At 70.0% G+C, this 15063-nt stretch carries 13 protein-coding genes; 8 read left to right on the forward strand and 5 right to left on the reverse strand.

Features of this window, described 5'->3' with window-relative positions; genetic code table 11:
* Positions 1 to 26: 26 nt before the first annotated feature.
* Genes ABT294_RS12275 through ABT294_RS12285 form a run of 3 tightly spaced genes read right to left on the reverse strand, consistent with a single transcriptional unit; the run spans position 27 to position 3114 of the window.
* On the reverse strand, positions 27 to 887 hold the full coding sequence (locus ABT294_RS12275; protein WP_350805433.1) for a carbohydrate ABC transporter permease: 861 nt from the start codon (positions 885 to 887) through the stop codon (positions 27 to 29).
* Positions 884 to 1810: a carbohydrate ABC transporter permease gene (locus ABT294_RS12280; protein WP_350805434.1), complete on the reverse strand. Its 927-nt coding sequence runs from the start codon at positions 1808 to 1810 to the stop codon at positions 884 to 886. The genes ABT294_RS12275 and ABT294_RS12280 overlap by 4 nt, the downstream gene beginning before the upstream one ends.
* A complete protein-coding gene (locus ABT294_RS12285) occupies positions 1807 to 3114 on the reverse strand; it encodes a sugar ABC transporter substrate-binding protein (RefSeq protein ID WP_350805435.1) in 1308 nt (435 codons plus the stop codon). The genes ABT294_RS12280 and ABT294_RS12285 overlap by 4 nt, the downstream gene beginning before the upstream one ends.
* Positions 3115 to 3250: 136 nt before the next feature.
* Here ABT294_RS12285 and ABT294_RS12290 point away from each other — a divergent pair, with 136 nt between their 5' ends.
* Positions 3251 to 4045, forward strand: coding sequence for an NAD-dependent epimerase/dehydratase family protein (locus ABT294_RS12290; protein ID WP_350805436.1), 795 nt, complete (start codon positions 3251 to 3253; stop codon positions 4043 to 4045).
* A 79-nt stretch (positions 4046 to 4124) separates the two neighbouring features.
* Entirely contained in the window at positions 4125 to 5405 is a 1281-nt protein-coding gene (locus ABT294_RS12295; RefSeq protein ID WP_350805437.1) for a Gfo/Idh/MocA family protein, read from the forward strand.
* A 148-nt stretch (positions 5406 to 5553) separates the two neighbouring features.
* Here ABT294_RS12295 and ABT294_RS12300 read toward each other — a convergent pair whose 3' ends face one another.
* Positions 5554 to 6603 carry a mandelate racemase/muconate lactonizing enzyme family protein gene (locus ABT294_RS12300; protein ID WP_350805438.1) on the reverse strand — a complete coding sequence of 350 codons (1050 nt, stop codon included), beginning with the start codon at positions 6601 to 6603 and terminating at the stop codon, positions 5554 to 5556.
* Positions 6603 to 7490 carry an NAD-dependent epimerase/dehydratase family protein gene (locus ABT294_RS12305; protein WP_350805439.1) on the reverse strand — a complete coding sequence of 296 codons (888 nt, stop codon included), beginning with the start codon at positions 7488 to 7490 and terminating at the stop codon, positions 6603 to 6605. Before ABT294_RS12305 ends, ABT294_RS12300 begins: the two co-directional genes overlap by 1 nt.
* A gap of 229 nt (positions 7491 to 7719) precedes the next feature.
* Between ABT294_RS12305 and ABT294_RS12310 the strand changes: the two genes are divergently transcribed.
* The 6 genes from ABT294_RS12310 to pgsA all read left to right on the forward strand — a co-directional run bounded on the left by ABT294_RS12310 (position 7720) and on the right by pgsA (position 15061).
* Positions 7720 to 8691 carry a LacI family DNA-binding transcriptional regulator gene (locus ABT294_RS12310; protein WP_350805440.1) on the forward strand — a complete coding sequence of 324 codons (972 nt, stop codon included), beginning with the start codon at positions 7720 to 7722 and terminating at the stop codon, positions 8689 to 8691.
* A complete protein-coding gene (locus ABT294_RS12315) occupies positions 8688 to 9629 on the forward strand; it encodes an aldose epimerase family protein (RefSeq protein WP_350805441.1) in 942 nt (313 codons plus the stop codon). Before ABT294_RS12310 ends, ABT294_RS12315 begins: the two co-directional genes overlap by 4 nt.
* A gap of 210 nt (positions 9630 to 9839) precedes the next feature.
* Positions 9840 to 12212 (forward strand): DNA translocase FtsK, encoded by a 2373-nt coding sequence (locus ABT294_RS12320; protein WP_502912017.1) that lies wholly within the window; start codon positions 9840 to 9842, stop codon positions 12210 to 12212.
* Positions 12213 to 12290: 78 nt separating this feature from the next.
* Positions 12291 to 13037: a helix-turn-helix domain-containing protein gene (locus ABT294_RS12325; RefSeq protein ID WP_350805443.1), complete on the forward strand. Its 747-nt coding sequence runs from the start codon at positions 12291 to 12293 to the stop codon at positions 13035 to 13037.
* A gap of 45 nt (positions 13038 to 13082) precedes the next feature.
* Positions 13083 to 14492: a 30S ribosomal protein S12 methylthiotransferase RimO gene (rimO, locus tag ABT294_RS12330; RefSeq protein WP_350805444.1), complete on the forward strand. Its 1410-nt coding sequence runs from the start codon at positions 13083 to 13085 to the stop codon at positions 14490 to 14492.
* Positions 14489 to 15061: a CDP-diacylglycerol--glycerol-3-phosphate 3-phosphatidyltransferase gene (gene pgsA, locus ABT294_RS12335; protein ID WP_350805445.1), complete on the forward strand. Its 573-nt coding sequence runs from the start codon at positions 14489 to 14491 to the stop codon at positions 15059 to 15061. The genes rimO and pgsA overlap by 4 nt, the downstream gene beginning before the upstream one ends.
* The last annotated feature ends 2 nt before the right edge of the window (positions 15062 to 15063 follow it).

The following is a 15063-nucleotide window of genomic DNA, read 5'->3' on the forward strand; positions in this document are numbered from 1 at the left end:
TGGGATACCGTCCAGATACATGGACACTAGCCTTTGATGGCGCCGCTGGTGAGCCCGCGCATGAACTGCCGCTGGAACGCCAGGAACGCGATGATCGACGGCAGCAGCGCCAGCAGCGACGCCGCGAGGAGCACGCCGATCCCGACCTCCTCGTCCGAGCGGAGCGAGCGCAGCGCGATCGGCAGCGTCCACATGCTCGACTCCGGCGCGACGATCAGGGGCAGCAGGTACTGGTCCCAGATCATGGTGAAGCCGAAGACACCGATCACGCCGAGCGCGGGACGGCAGAGCGGCAGGATGATCGTGAAGAACGTCCGCATCTCGCCCGCGCCGTCGATGCGCGCGGCCTCCTCCAGCTCGACCGGCACCTCCTTCATGAACTCGGTCATGACCAGGATGGAGAAGCCCCAGGCGCCGACCGGCAGGATCATCCCGGCGTACGTGCCGATCAGGTTGAGGTGGAGCAGCGGCATGTCCGCCAGGACGAGCGAGAGCGGGATCGCGATGATCTCCTCGGGCAGCATCATCGTGGCCAGCATGAGCAGCATGACGATCGTCATGCCCCGGAACTTCTTGCGGGCCAGTGAGTACGCGGCGAAGACGCTGACCAGCATCTGCAGGAGCAGCCCGAACCCCACCACCACGAACGAGTTCAGCAGGTAGAGGTAGACGTTCTTCTCCTTGGCCTGGATGAAGTTCTCCAGGGTGAAGTCGTCCGGCCAGAGGGTGAACGACGTCGGGTCGAGCGTCTTGCTGAAGGCGCTGACGAGGAGGCCGACCAGCGGGCCGGTGAAGACCAGCACCATCACGCCGTAGACGACGACCTTGGTGGTGATCGCGATCGGCCCCCTGCGGGACTCCAGGCCCAGGGCGCTGTCGAATCTCATGTCCGCTGCCTCCTGCGCAGGATCTGCGTGAGCAAGGTGAGCACCAGGGTGACCGCGAACAGCACGATCCCGCCCGCGGACGCGACCCCCAGCTCGTTCTTCTGGAACCCGAGCTTGTAGATCAGCGTCATGAGCACCTCGGACGAGCCATTGGGCCCGCCGTTGGTGAGGACGTACACCTCGACGAAGACCCGCAGGCCGCGGATGGCGGCCAGGGTGAACAGGATCCAGAACACCGGGCGCAGCGCGGGCAGCGTGATGTGGCGCAGCCGGTGCCAGGTCGAGGCCCCGTCGACCGCGGCCGCCTCGTAGAGCGTCCTGTCGACGCCCACCAGCCCGGCCAGGAAGATCATCATGTCGTACGGGGTGCCGCGCCAGATGCTCATCAGCATGATCGACCCCAGCGACGAGTGCTCGCTGGCCAGGAACGGCTGCGGATCGACGGCGAACCAGCCGAGGACGCTGTTGAGCATGCCGGTGTCGGCCGGGTGGAACATGATCCGCCACACCTCGGCCACCGCCGCCATGGTGGTGACGACGGGCAGGAACGCCGCGGTCCTGACGAACCAGAGGTACTTGGCCGGGCCCTCGATGAGCAGCGCGAACCCGAGGCCGAGCACGAGCGAGCCCGCCGTGGTGCCGACGGCGAGCACCACGCTGTGCCACATGGCGGAGGCGAAGTCGCTGTCGGTGACGATCGTCCGGTAGTTGTCCAGGCCGACCCATTCGTCCCCGAGGAACGTCTGGACCTTGAAGAAGCTCTTCCACAGGCCCACGAACATGGGGATGAACTTGAAGTACAGGAACAGCAGCAAGGCCGGCGCCAGGAACAGCCAGGCGATCAGCGTCCCCTGCCGCAGCTTCTTGGGGCGGCGGCGGGGGGTCACCGAGCGGCTCCGCGCCTGAGTCAGCGTCGGAGTCATGATGCTTTCTGGCTCTGCAGTTCCTGGGTGAGCTTGGTGTTCAGGGTGTCCATGGCGGACTTGACGTCAGCGGAGCAGTCGGCCCACACGGCGTTGATGGAGTCGGCCGAGTCCTGCCTGATCGGGGCCCAGTTCGGCACCGGAGGCGCGTAGACGGCGTTGGCGTAGGACTCCTGGAAGACCTTCCACCGCGGGTCCTGGCGCTCGGCGGCCATGTCCACGGTGGTGTTGACCGGCAGTCGGACGATGGCGCCGTTGGCGTCCTTGTTCATGCCGATCCGCTGGCCGTCGGGGGAGATCGCGAACTCGGCGAACTTCTTCTGTGCGTCCTGCTGGTCGGAGCCGGCCATCAGGTAGACGTTCTCGCCCTCGCCGAGGGTGCCGGGGCCGCCGGACGGTCCCTTGGGCACCGGGTCGACCTCGAGCTTGTCGGTCCCGATGCTCTTGACGAACCGGGCGAGCACGTACGGGCCGACCAGGTAGATGCCGCCCTGGCCCTTCTCGAACACCTCGTGGGTGACGGTCGTGTCGTTGCTGACCGCGCCCGGGTTGACCGTCTTGGCCTTGCAGAACTGGTCCTGCAGGAACGTGACCGCCTCCACGGTCTTGGGGTCGTTCACCGTGGCGCTGAACTTGCCGCCGCCGCTGGCCTTGATGAAGTCGCCGCCGTTGGCGTAGATCAGCGAGGACGCGTACCAGGAGGCGTAGCCGCGCTTGGTGCCGGCCGGGATCACGAAACCGGCGGTGTCCTTCTGGCCGTTGCCGTCGGGGTCCTTCTCGGTGAAGGCCTGGGCCAGTTTGGCCAGGTCGTCCCAGGTCTTGGGCGGCTCCATGCCGACCTTCTCCCGCCAGTCCTTGCGCACGATCAGGGCGAAGGCCTGGGCGGAGAAGGGCGCGCCGTAGTACTTGCCGTCGCTGCCCTGCGCAGCCTTCCATGCCGTTTCGGCCAGTTTGTCGCCGCCCGCGAGCGCCGCCTTGTCGACCTCGCGCAGCCAGCCCTGGCTGTGCATGTTGCCGAGTTGGGCGGTGTCGTTGATGACGATGTCGGGAAGCTTCTTCTGTGCCGCCTGCTGTTGGAGCTTGGTCTCGAAGTCGTCGAAGAGCGCGACGACCTTCGTCTTGACCCCGCTGGCCTTGGTGAATGCGTCGGCCAGCTTCACGGCCGTTTTGGCGGAGTCGGATTCGGGCGCCTGCCTGATCCAGATCTCCAGTGCGTTGTCAGAACTCGATCCCCCGGAGCCGCAGCCTGTCAGCGTTACGGCCAGGGTCGTGGCGATGGCGACCCCCAGCAGCTGGCGTGACATCAGACCGCCTCCCGTTCACATACGTGGACACATGGCGTGGATGTGGAACTCGTTCAGGTGAACGTAACGACGAGGGCGCGTCACGGTCAATATTCAAGGATGTGAATTTCGATCGGATTTGTGTACAAGTTGAGCCATGCGCATTCTGATGACCGGCGCGGCCGGAAAGGTCGGCACGCTCCTCCGTCCCCGCCTCGCCCGAGAAGGCCGCATCCTGCGCCTTTCTGACATACAGCCGCTCGAAGCCGGCCCAGGCGAGGAGATGGTGACGGCCGACCTCAACGAAGAGGAGGCCATGGCCACGGCCATGAAGGGCGTGGACGCGGTGATCCACCTGGGCGGGCAGAGCCGTGAGCACCCATGGGCGGACATCGTCCAGGCCAACATCAACGGGCTGCACGTCCTGATGGAGGCGGCCCGCCGGGAGGGGGTCGGCCAGCTCGTGCTGATGGGCAGCCACCACGCGGCGGGCTTCCACACCAGGCCCGCCTCCGGCGAGGACCTGCCCGACTACGCCTTCCCGCGTCCCGACACGTTCTACGGCGTGAGCAAGGTCGTGATGGAGGCCATGGGCAGCCTGTACCACGACCGGTTCGGCATGAACGTGACCGTGGTCAGGCTCGGCACCTGCAACGAGGGGTCGGGCGACACGCGCGGGCTGGCGACCTGGATCTCGCCCGACGACCTGACCCGCCTGCTGGAGGCCGCGCTGACGGCGCCCGGCTACCACGTCGTCTGGGGCGTCTCCGACAACGCCCGCCGCTGGTGGTCGCTGGACGAGGCCAGGGCCATCGGCTACGTCTCGCAGGACGACTCGGAGCCCCAGGCCGCCGCCCTCATCGCCGAGCAGGGTGAGCCCGACCTGAGCGAGCCGCTGCACCACCGGGCGGGCGGCGTCTTCACGCTCAAGGAGCTGGGCGGCGCCTGGTAGCAGCGAGTGCAACCGGTTGTAGTCGGTGCAGAATTCTAGGCGCGCACCCAACCCGCCCATCCGCGACTCGGGAGAGAAGTTGAGCACCAGGTACGCCTTCGTCGGACTCGGCCACCGCGCCCAGATGTACGTCGACGCCCTGCTGGGCGACTGGCAGGACACCGGGACGATCGTCGGCCTCTGCGACGTCAACCAGACCCGCATGGACTACTACGCCGAGCGCATCGGCGGCGAGGTGCCGCGCTTCCACCCCGACGCGTTCGGCAGGCTGCTGGAACTGGCCGACGCGGTCGTGGTCTGCACGGTGGACGCGACGCACGCCCGCTACGTCTGCGCCGCCCTCGACGCGGGCCTCGACGTCATCGTGGAGAAGCCGCTCACCGTGGACGCCGAAGGCTGCGCGGCCATCGCCGCCGCCGCCGAGCGCAACCCGGGCAAGCTGGTGGTGACCTTCAACTACCGCTACTCGCCGCGCAACTCGGCGGTGAAGCGGCTGATCAGCGCGGGCGAGATCGGCCAGGTCACCTCGGTCCACTTCGAGTGGACGCTCGACACGATCCACGGCGCCGACTACTTCCGCCGCTGGCACCGCGACCGGGCCACCTCGGGCGGGTTGCTCGTGCACAAGTCCACCCATCACTTCGACCTGGTCAACTGGTGGCTCGGCGCGGCGCCCGAACTCGTCTTCGCCCAGACCGACCTGCGCTTCTACGGCCAGGCCCTGCCCAGGGGCCCACGCCCCGCACGCGGCCAGGGCGCGCCCGGCCTGGGCACCGACCCCTTCATCCTGGACATCTCCGCCGACCCGCGGCTCAAGCGCCTCTACCTGGACGCCGAGCACGAGGACGGCTACCTCCGCGACCAGGACGTCTTCGGGCCGGGCGTGACGATCGACGACAACATGTCGGTCCTGGTCCGTTACGCGAACCGGGCCATGCTCACCTACTCCCTCACCGCGCACGCCCCCTCCGAGGGGTACCGCGTCGTCTTCAACGGCACGGCCGGGCGCATCGAGCTGGAGGTCTGCGAGCGGGCCTGGACACCGCCGAACGCCGCGATCGACCCGGGCGCCGCCGCCAAGGAGCACGCGGCGGGAGCCTGGGAGCGGCTCGCCCTGCACCGGCACTGGCAGGAGCGCGAGGAGCTCCCGATCGAGCAGGGGGAGGGCGGGCACGGCGGCGGCGACCGGCTGCTGCTGAACGACGTCTTCCGCGGCCCGGGCGACGACCCGCTCGGCCGCCCGGCCGGGTACCGCGACGGCATCCGCAGCGTGCTCGTCGGGGTCGCGGCCACCCGCTCGGCGTCCTCCGGCCGCGCCGTCCGCCTGGCCGACGACGGCACCCGGCTCGCCGACGCCTGAGCTGCGCGCTCCCGGCGGGGACGGCCGCGGAGCCCAGGCTCTGGAAGCCCACCTGGCAGGCCAGGCCCGCCTCGGCGGCGGCTCGCTGCATCCGGTCGAAGTCCGCTGGTGGAGAAGCCGGCGGCGGCCACGGTGCGCCCCCGCGTGTTCACCTCCAGTGGAGCCCGAGGCCCCGGTGCTCGCCGACGTGCAGTTCCCCGCCGCTGACCCGCGCCGGGTACGGCTCGGCCAGCAGCCCGAGCGCGGCGAACGAGGCGTCCTCGACCTCCTCGGCCATGCACGACAGCGGCAGCGCGAGCGCCAGCTGCGACGACAGGTCGGGCAGCAGGTGCGGGTAGACCGGCACGTCGAAGGCGCGGGCCAGCTCGGCGATCCGCAGGAACGGGGTGATCCCGCCCACCCTGACCACGTTGGGCTGGACGATGTCGCAGGCCCCCGCCGTCAGCAGGTCGCGGAAACCGTAGACGGTGTAGACGTTCTCGCCCACCGCGATGGGCACCTCCACGGAGCGGCGCAGCTCGACGTGGGCGGCGACGTCGTCGGCGGGCAGCGGCTCCTCCAGCCAGTGCAGCCCGTACGGGCCCAGCGCCGCCACGGCGCGGCGGGCGCGGTGCAGGTCCCAGCGCTGGTTGGCGTCGACCATCAGGAGCGTGTCAGGCCCGATCACCTCCCGGACGGCGGCCACCCGTTCGACGTCCTCGCGCAGGTCCGGCCTGCCGACCTTCATCTTGACCGCCGGGTAGCCCGCCGCCTTCCACCGCTCGGCCTGGGCGACCAGCTCCTCCAGTGAGTAGTGCAGGTTCACGCCGCTGCCGTACACCGGGACGGTGTCCCTGCGTCTGCCCAGCACCTCGACCAGGCCGCGCTCGCCGCAGCGCAGGTCCCACAGCGCCAGGTCCAGCCCCGCCAGCGCGACCGTGGTGACGCCGCCGGGGCCGGCCTCGCGCAGGTGCCGCCAGAGCCGGTCCCACACCACCTCGGGGTGCGGGTCCAGGCCGATGGCGGCCTCGCGGATGTCGTGCTCCAGCAGGGCCTGCACGGCCCGCGCCCCGATCTGGGGCGTCCAGGAGAAGCCGGTGCCGGTGCGGCCGTCGTCCAGCGTGACCTCGACGACCAGGACGTGGTTGGCGGGCACGTCGGGCCCCCACGGGCGGGGCAGCGCGGCCGTGTGAGCGCTCACCTGGAGGTCACGAATCATCAGATCTCCAGTTCGGTACGCCAGCTGCGGTTGGGCGTCCAGCCGAGCATCCGCTGGGCCTTGGCCGAGGTGAAGGCGGGGGAGGGTCCGGTGAGGTTCGAGGCGGTCGCGGCGGTTTCCGGGATGACCTGGGGAAGCAGCTCGGCCAGCGGCCGGCGGGCCAGCGCGTCGGCGGCGCCCGCGAAGAACACCTCGCCGTCGGGCAGCTCGGGGAGCCGTTGGAGGAGGACCGCGATCAGGTCGGAGGCGTCCCTGGCGTCGATGTAGTTGAACAGCGAGACACCGGCGATCTCCGGCCGGTCCAGCCGCTCCGCGACGGTGTGGCCCGACTGGGTGGGCGCGCCCGCCCACTCCTCGGGAGCCACCACGAAGCACGGGCGCACCGCCGCGAACCGGGTGGCGGTGGCTGCACGCGCGAACGCCGCCATCGTCTGCTCGGCCACGAGCTTGGACAGGCTGTAGGCGTTCCACGGCGCGGCTGGGTGCTCCTCGTCGATCGGCAGGTAGCTGGGGGTCCAGCCGCCGGGCGCGCCGTAGCCGATGACGGTGGGACTGCTGGCCACCACCACTCCGCCGACGCCGGTGTTGCCCGCCGCCTCGCACACGTTGAAGGCGAGCTGCGTGTTGGTGCGGAAGGTCACGCCGTCGGTGCGGCTGAACGGGGTCGCGATCGCCGCCAGGTGGACCACGGCGTCGGGACGGAAGCGCGCCATGACGTCGTAGGCCTCGCCCAGGTCCGTCAGGTCGGCGGGCAGCGCCACCGCGGCCTCGGCGGGGGTGCCCGGTACGACGTCGACGCCGATCACCTCGTGGCCGGCGTGCGCCAGCGCGGTGACCACGCTGCGCCCGAGCCTGCCGGCGCTTCCTGTCACCAAGGTACGTGTCATCGGATGTTCATCTCCCAGAGGGTCAGATACAGCAACCGGTTGCAGCAACTATCCCGGCGGTGCTTGGAGAGAGTCAAGCGGGCCGCCGTCTCGTCTCAGACCCCCTCTATCCAGAGGGAACGCGGATCGGGGATGATGGTGGGAGGGGCCCGCCGACGGCGGGGAAACGTTTGACGGCACTACAAACGATTGCACTAAAGTACAGGTAGATGGTCGGAGGAGGCCCAGCGTGGCGGTGACGATTCGCGACGTGGCGGCGGCGTCTGGAGTGCATGTCTCCACGGTGTCGCGCGCGTTCTCCGCGCCCCATCTCGTCAACCCCGAGACCCGCACCCGCGTGCTCGCCGTCGCCGAGGACCTCGGCTACCGGCCCAACCGCGCCGCGCGGGCGCTCACCACGGGCCGCACCCAGAACATCGGCCTCATCGTGGCCGACATCGCCAACCCCTTCTTCCCGCCGCTCATCAAGGCGGCACAGGCGCAGGCCAGGCTCCGCGACTACCACGTGTTCGTGGCCGACACCGACGAGGACCCGCAGGTCGAGGAGGACCTGATCCAGACCCTCAGCAAGCAGGTCGACGGCGTGCTGCTGTGCTCACCCCGCCTGACGAACAGGACGATCGAGCGGCTGAGCGAGGAGGTCCCGTTCGTCGTGGTGAACCGGCGGGTGAAGGGGTTGCCGACCGTGCTCATGGACGCCGGCAGGGGGGCCAGGCTCGCGGTGGAGCACCTCATCGGGCTCGGGCACCGCCGGATCGCGCTGGTGACCGGCCCGAGCGGGTCGTGGACCAGCAAGGAGATGCAGGAGGCGGCGGCCGCGATGGCCGAGGTCGACGTCGTCTTCCTCGGTCCCAATCCGCCGACCGAGCTGGGCGGCCTGGCCGCGGCCACCGACGTGATCGCCTCCGGGGCGACAGGCGTGCTCGCCTACAACGACCTGGTGGCCATCGGCGTCATCGAGGGGCTCGTCGAGCGGGGCGTGTCGGTGCCCGGCGACGTCAGCGTGATCGGCGTCGACGACATCGTGTCGGGGCAGCTGAGCCGTCCGAAGCTGACCACCATCGCGATGCCGACCGCGGCCGCCGGACGCATCGCCGTCGACATGCTGCTCCAGTCGGTCGACTCCGGGGCCACCACCGGCGTCACCATGCTCGAGACCAGCCTGATCGTCCGCGAGTCCACGGGAAGGGCGCATACATGATCTTCGGAACGCTGCCGTCGGGGGAGACCGTCGAGCGGGTGGAGCTGGCGTCGGGGCGGCTGCGCGCGTCCGTCCTCAGCTACGGCGCCGTCCTGCAGTCGCTGGAGGTGTCGGGCGTCAACGTGGTGCTCGGGCTGCCCACCCTCGACGACTACCTGACCCGCAGCCGGTACTTCGGCGCGGTCGTCGGCAGGTACGGCAACCGCATCGCGGGCGGCCGCTTCACCCTCGACGGCGTCGAGTACCGGCTGCCCGTCAACAACGCCCCCAACAGCCTGCACGGCGGTGTCCAGGGCTTCGACAAGAAGGTCTGGACGATCACCGGCCGCACCGCCGACTCCGTGACGCTCACCCTGGTCAGCCCCGACGGCGACCAGGGCTACCCAGGGACGCTGACCGCGTCCGTCACCTACACGCTGGCCGGCGACGCGATCCGCCTGGACTACGCGGCCGAGACCGACGCGCCGACCGTCGTCAACCTGACCAACCACTCCTACTTCAACCTCGCGGGCGGCGGCGACGTGCTCGGCCACGTGGTCGAGATCGCCGCGGAGCACTACCTGCCCGTCGACGACGGCAAGATTCCCACCGGCGAGCCGGCCCCGGTCAAGGGCACCCCGTTCGACTTCACCTCGCCGCACGCCGTCGGCGCCAGAGCCGGGGGCGCCTACGACCACTGTTACGTCCTCGACGGCGGCGTCCGCGTCACCGAGCCCGGGTCCGGCCTCGTCATGGAGGTCACCACCACGGAGCCGGGCGTGCAGTTCTACGCGGGCGGCATGCTCGACGGCGAGGCCACCCCGTACGGGCCCCACGCCGGGCTCTGCCTGGAGACCCAGCACTTCCCCGACTCGCCCAACCAGCCCCACTTCCCCAGCACTGTGCTCAGGCCGGGTGAGCGGCGCACCTCCAGCACCACCTATCGCTTCACCGGCTGACCGCTCGGCGAGCCTCCATGCGTTCGGGGGTGCCTCCGCCGTACCTTTGGCATCATGGCCACCCGTCCGCCGAAAAGCGCATCAAAGGGGCCGGCGAAGCGGTCGGCCTCGTCCCGCTCGACCCCCGCCAAGCGCGGTTCCGCAACGCAGGGGCGAACGTCGCAGGGACGATCGGGGGCCAGCAGGTCCGCGTCGGCGCGTAAGCCGAACATGACCCACCCGGACCCGATCACCTGGGTCTTCACGATGATCGGCAAGCTGGTCGTCGGGCTGTGGATGCTGCTCGCCAACGGCATCGGCAGCACCGCCCGCGCGCTGGGCAAGAACGCCCGCGAGCTCGACCCCGCGCACCGGCGCGACGGGGTGGGGCTGGCGGTGCTCGCGGGTGCGATCGTGGTCGCCGCGATGACCTGGCGCGACGCCAGGTCCGGGGTCTCGCAGATGGTCAACACCGTCGTGCACGGCGTGTTCGGCTCGCTGGCGTGGGCGCTGCCGCTGCTGCTCGGCCTGCTCGCCTGGCGTTACCTGCGCCACCCCGACCAGAACGCCGACACCGGGCGGATGGTGATCGGCTGGAGCGCGCTGCTCGTCGGCGTCCTCGGCGTCATCCACGTCGCCAACGGCACGCCCTACCCGGCGGGCGGCGGCAACAACACCATGGACAGGGTGTCGCAGGCGGGGGGCATCGTCGGGTTCGTCGTGTCGGCGCCGCCGATGAGCATCCTGCCGCCGTGGATCACGATCCCGCTGCTGCTGATCCTGTCCGGATTCGGCGTGCTGGTGATCACGGCCACGCCCGTCCACCGGATCCCCGAACGGCTGGCCGAGCTCAGGCACATGCTGTTCGAGCGGCACGCCCCCGCCGCCGAGCCCCGGGCGCAGCCGAAGAAGCGGGTCAGGGGCAAGAAGGCGGAGGAGGGCGGCGACTCCGTCAAGCCGTACGACACGCCGGTCATCTCGGAGGCGGACAAGGAGAAGCGGGAGCACTCGCCGGAGATCGTGCCGGGGCTGGTCGACGGCGAGGAGGAGCCCGCGGTCCCGGCCGCCGCCAAGAGGCCGGAGCCGCCCGAGCCGACGCCCGCGCCGCGCAAGGTCGAGCAGCTCGTGCTGTCGCCGCAGGCCGGGCCGTACCATCTGCCCGACCTGCAGTTCCTCAAGCCGGGTACGGCGCCCAAGCCGCAGACCAAGGCCAACACCACCGTGGTCAACGCGCTGACCAGCGTGCTGGAGCAGTTCACGATCGACGCCCAGGTGATCGGGTTCACGCGCGGGCCGACCGTGACGCGGTACGAGATCGAGCTGGGGCCCGCGGTGAAGGTGGAGAAGGTCACCGCCCTCACCAAGAACATCGCCTACGCCGTCAAATCCGCAGATGTCAGGATTTTGTCGCCTATTCCTGGCAAGTCGGCGATCGGGGTGGAGATCCCGAACGCGGACAAGGACCTGGTCGCGCTCGGCGACGTGCTCAGGGCCCAGGTGGCCCAGGCCGACCAGCACCCGATGATCGTGGGGCTGGGCAAGGACGTCGAGGGCCGCACGATCGTGGCCAACCTCGCCAAGATGCCGCACCTGCTGATCGCGGGCGCCACCGGCGCCGGCAAGTCGGTCTGCGTCAACGGCCTGATCACCTCGATCCTCATGCGGTCCACGCCCGACGAGGTGCGCATGGTCCTGGTCGACCCCAAACGCGTGGAGCTGTCGGTCTACGAGGGCATCCCGCACCTGATCACGCCCATCATCACCAACCCCAAGAAGGCCGCGGAGGCCCTCGAATGGGTGGTGGGCGAGATGGACCGCCGGTACGACGACCTCGCGGCCAGCGGCTTCCGCCACGTGGACGAGTTCAACAAGGCCGTGCGGGCGGGCAAGCTGCAGCCGCCGCCCGGCAGCGAGCGGGTCTACCAGCCCTACCCGTACCTGCTGGTGATCGTCGACGAGCTGGCCGACCTGATGATGGTCGCCCCGCGCGACGTCGAGGACTCCATCGTCCGCATCACCCAGCTCGCCCGCGCCGCGGGCATCCACCTCGTCATCGCCACCCAGCGGCCCAGCGTGGACGTCGTCACCGGCCTGATCAAGGCCAACGTGCCGTCCAGGCTGGCGTTCGCGGTCTCCTCGCTCACCGACTCGCGGGTCATCCTCGACCAGCCCGGCGCCGACAAGCTGGTCGGCCAGGGCGACGCGCTGTTCCTGCCGATGGGCGCGAGCAAGCCCATCCGCATCCAGAACGCGTTCGTCTCGGAGAAGGAGATCAACGAGATCGTCACGCACTGCAAGACGCAGATGCAGGTCGAGTACCGCGACGACGTGGCCGCCGCGCCCGTCAAGCGGGAGATCGACGAGGACATCGGCGACGACCTCGACCTGCTCATCCAGGCGGCCGAGCTGATCGTGACGACCCAGTTCGGCTCGACCTCGATGCTCCAGCGCAAGCTCCGCGTCGGCTTCGCCAAGGCCGGGCGGCTGATGGACCTGCTGGAGAGCCGGAACGTGGTCGGCCCGAGCGAGGGTTCCAAGGCGCGCGAGGTGCTGGTGAAACCCGATGATCTGCCCGGATTGCTGGCCGACTTGCGTGGCGAATGACCCCGATGCATCCCCGCCAGATGATTACTGATTGAATATGGAGCATTACGCATCGTCGGGGGGCGGGAGGCGTTCGTCATGCCGGAACAGAGCATCGGGGCCATGCTGGCGGAAGCCAGGCAGAAGGCGGGGATGACGGTCGCGCAGCTCAGCGAGATCACCCGGATCCGTGAGGCGATCATCTACGCGATCGAGCGCGAGGACTACACCCAGTGCGAGGACGACTTCTACCGGCGGGGGCACGTCAAGGCCCTAGCCAAGGCCGTCGGTCTGGATCCCGAGGCCACTGTCCACCAGTACGACCAGGAGCACGGCGGCGGGCCTCCGCCGATCAGGGCGGCGGCGGTGTTCCAGGCCGACCGCAAGATCAGGCTGCGCGAGCGGCGCGGGCCCAACTGGACTCTCGCGCTCGGCGTCGCGCTGGCCATCGTGGTGGTGTTCGGCGTGGTCAGGGTGATGGGCGGGCCTGACGAGGTCCAGACGGCCGACACCAAGCCGATCCCGGGCCAGAAGGTGCCGCCCGCGCCCGTCAGCAAGCCGAAGGTGGCCAAGCCGAAGGCGCCTGCCGGGGTGCTGGTGCTCAAGGTCAAGGCCAAGCGGACGTCGTACCTCGACATCCAGGACTCCGAGGGCCGCAAGCTCTTCTCCGGGATGCTGCAGGCGGGCCAGACCTCGACGTGGCGGTCCACTTCGGCGGTGAACATGCTGATCGGCGACGCGAGTGCCGTGTCGCTGCAGGTCAACGGCAAGAACGTGGGCAAGCTCGGCGACCGTGGCGAGACCGTGCGCCGTTCGTTCAAGCCTTCCGCGCCACATCCTGGGTAGGCCGTGCATAGGGAGTGGCCAACTCCCGATACCGTAGTGTTCACCATGTCATCCCGCCGAACCGCATCGCTGATCACCCTGGGCTGCGCGCGCAACGAGGTCGACTCCGAGGAGCTGGCCGCGCGACTTGAGGCTGCCGGCTGGCAGCTTGGCGACGACGACCCCGACGTCGTCGTCGTCAACACGTGTGGCTTCATCGACTCGGCGAAGAAAGACTCCATCGACACGCTGCTGGCCGCGGCCGACTCCGGGGCCAAGGTGGTCGCCGCGGGCTGCATGGCCGAGCGCTACGGCAACGAGCTCGCCGAGGCGCTGCCAGAGGCCAGTGCGGTCATCTCCTTCGACGACTACGCCGAGATCGGCGGGCGCCTCGACGACGTGCTCGCGGGGCGGCCGCTCAAGCCGCACACGCCGCGCGACCGCCGCACCCTGCTACCCATCTCGCCGGTGGAGCGTGCCAGCGCGGCCAGGTCCGCCATCCCCGGCCACGGCGACCTGCCCGAGGGCCTGGCGCCCGCGAGCGGCCCGCGCGTGCTGCGCAAGCGGCTCGACGAGAGCCCGGTGGCCTCGCTCAAGCTGGCCTCCGGGTGCGACCGGCGCTGCACGTTCTGCGCCATCCCGGCCTTCCGTGGCGCCTACGTCTCCCGGCAGCCGGACGAACTGCTGGCCGAGGCCGACTGGCTGGCCCACCGCGGGGTCCGCGAGCTGGTCCTGGTCAGCGAGAACTCCACCTCCTACGGCAAGGATCTCGGCGACCTGCGGGCGCTGGAGAAGCTGCTGCCGCAGCTCGCCGCCGTCGAGGGCGTCGACCGCGTCCGGGTCAGCTACCTGCAGCCCGCCGAGCTGCGGCCGGGCCTCATCGACGTGATCGCGGGCACCGAGGGCATCGCGCCCTACTTCGACCTGTCGTTCCAGCACGCCAGCGGCTCGGTGCTGCGCCGGATGCGCCGCTTCGGCGACCCCGAGCGCTTCCTCGGGCTGCTCGAGGCCGTCCGCGAGCGCGCCCCTGAGGCGGGCGTGCGCTCCAACTTCATCGTCGGCTTCCCCGGCGAGACCGACGAGGAGTTCGGCGAGCTGGTCGGCTTCCTGGAGCGGGCCAGGCTCGACGTGATCGGCGTGTTCGGCTACTCCGACGAGGACGGCACCGAGGCGGCCGGCTTCGACGGCAAGCTCGACCAGGAGGTCATCGACGAGCGGGTGCGCGTCCTGACCGAGCTGGCGGAGGAGCTGACCGCGCAGCGCGCCGAGGAGCGCATCGGCACCGAGGTCGACGTCCTCATCGACGACGACCTCGGCGACGGCGGCTACGAGGGCAGGGCCGCCCATCAGGGGCCCGAGGTCGACGGGTCCGTCACGGTCCAGGGCATCGGCCTGGTCAGAGGGCAGATCGTGCGTGCGGTGGTGGTCGACGCCGAGGGGGTTGACCTGATCGCGCGCATCAAGGCCGGTCCATGACCAAGGACGAGCGCCGGGTGGTGAGCCCGTGGAACATCGCCAACGTCCTCACGGTCATCCGGTTGGCGCTCGTCCCGTTCTTCGTCTTCTGCCTCTTCCTGCCCGGCACCGGCTGGCGGCTGGCCGCGCTGGGGGTGTTCGCGGTGGCCTCGCTCACCGACCACCTCGACGGCGAGCTGGCCAGGCGGTACGGGCTGATCACCGACTTCGGGAAGATCGCGGACCCGATCGCCGACAAGGCGCTGACCGGCGCGGCGCTGGTGTGCCTGTCGATCCTGAACGAGCTGCCATGGTGGGTCACGGGCGTGATCCTGGGCCGTGAGCTGGGCATCACGCTGCTCAGGTTCCTGCTGATCAGGCGGGCCGTGATCCCTGCCAGCTATGGCGGGAAGGTCAAGACGGTCCTGCAGATCGCCGCGATCGTCCTGTACATCGTTCCCGGGGTCCCTGACGTGGTCCGCTGGGTGGTGATGGGCGCGGCCGTGGTCGTCACCGTCGTCACGGGCGCCGACTACGTGGTTCGCGCGATCAAGCTGCGCAGCGTGGCCAGGCAAGCACGCGGGGAGTGATT

This window comes from Nonomuraea sp. NPDC000554, from assembly GCF_040300065.1.
Taxonomy (GTDB): Bacteria; Actinomycetota; Actinomycetes; order Streptosporangiales; family Streptosporangiaceae; genus Nonomuraea.

Bases quoted from the DNA above. Each gene is read 5' to 3' on its own strand.
- ABT294_RS12275 (WP_350805433.1), bottom strand. From the start codon at position 887: ATGAGATTCGACAGCGCCCTGGGCCTGGAGTCCCGCAGGGGGCCGATC.
- ABT294_RS12280 (WP_350805434.1), bottom strand. From the start codon at position 1,810: ATGACTCCGACGCTGACTCAGGCGCGGAGCCGCTCGGTGACCCCCCGC.
- ABT294_RS12285 (WP_350805435.1), bottom strand. From the start codon at position 3,114: ATGTCACGCCAGCTGCTGGGGGTCGCCATCGCCACGACCCTGGCCGTA.
- ABT294_RS12290 (WP_350805436.1), top strand. From the start codon at position 3,251: ATGCGCATTCTGATGACCGGCGCGGCCGGAAAGGTCGGCACGCTCCTC.
- ABT294_RS12300 (WP_350805438.1), bottom strand. From the start codon at position 6,603: ATGATTCGTGACCTCCAGGTGAGCGCTCACACGGCCGCGCTGCCCCGC.
- ABT294_RS12305 (WP_350805439.1), bottom strand. From the start codon at position 7,490: ATGACACGTACCTTGGTGACAGGAAGCGCCGGCAGGCTCGGGCGCAGC.
- ABT294_RS12315 (WP_350805441.1), top strand. From the start codon at position 8,688: ATGATCTTCGGAACGCTGCCGTCGGGGGAGACCGTCGAGCGGGTGGAG.
- ABT294_RS12320 (WP_502912017.1), top strand. From the start codon at position 9,840: ATGACCCACCCGGACCCGATCACCTGGGTCTTCACGATGATCGGCAAG.
- ABT294_RS12325 (WP_350805443.1), top strand. From the start codon at position 12,291: ATGCCGGAACAGAGCATCGGGGCCATGCTGGCGGAAGCCAGGCAGAAG.
- rimO (WP_350805444.1), top strand. From the start codon at position 13,083: ATGTCATCCCGCCGAACCGCATCGCTGATCACCCTGGGCTGCGCGCGC.
- pgsA (WP_350805445.1), top strand. From the start codon at position 14,489: ATGACCAAGGACGAGCGCCGGGTGGTGAGCCCGTGGAACATCGCCAAC.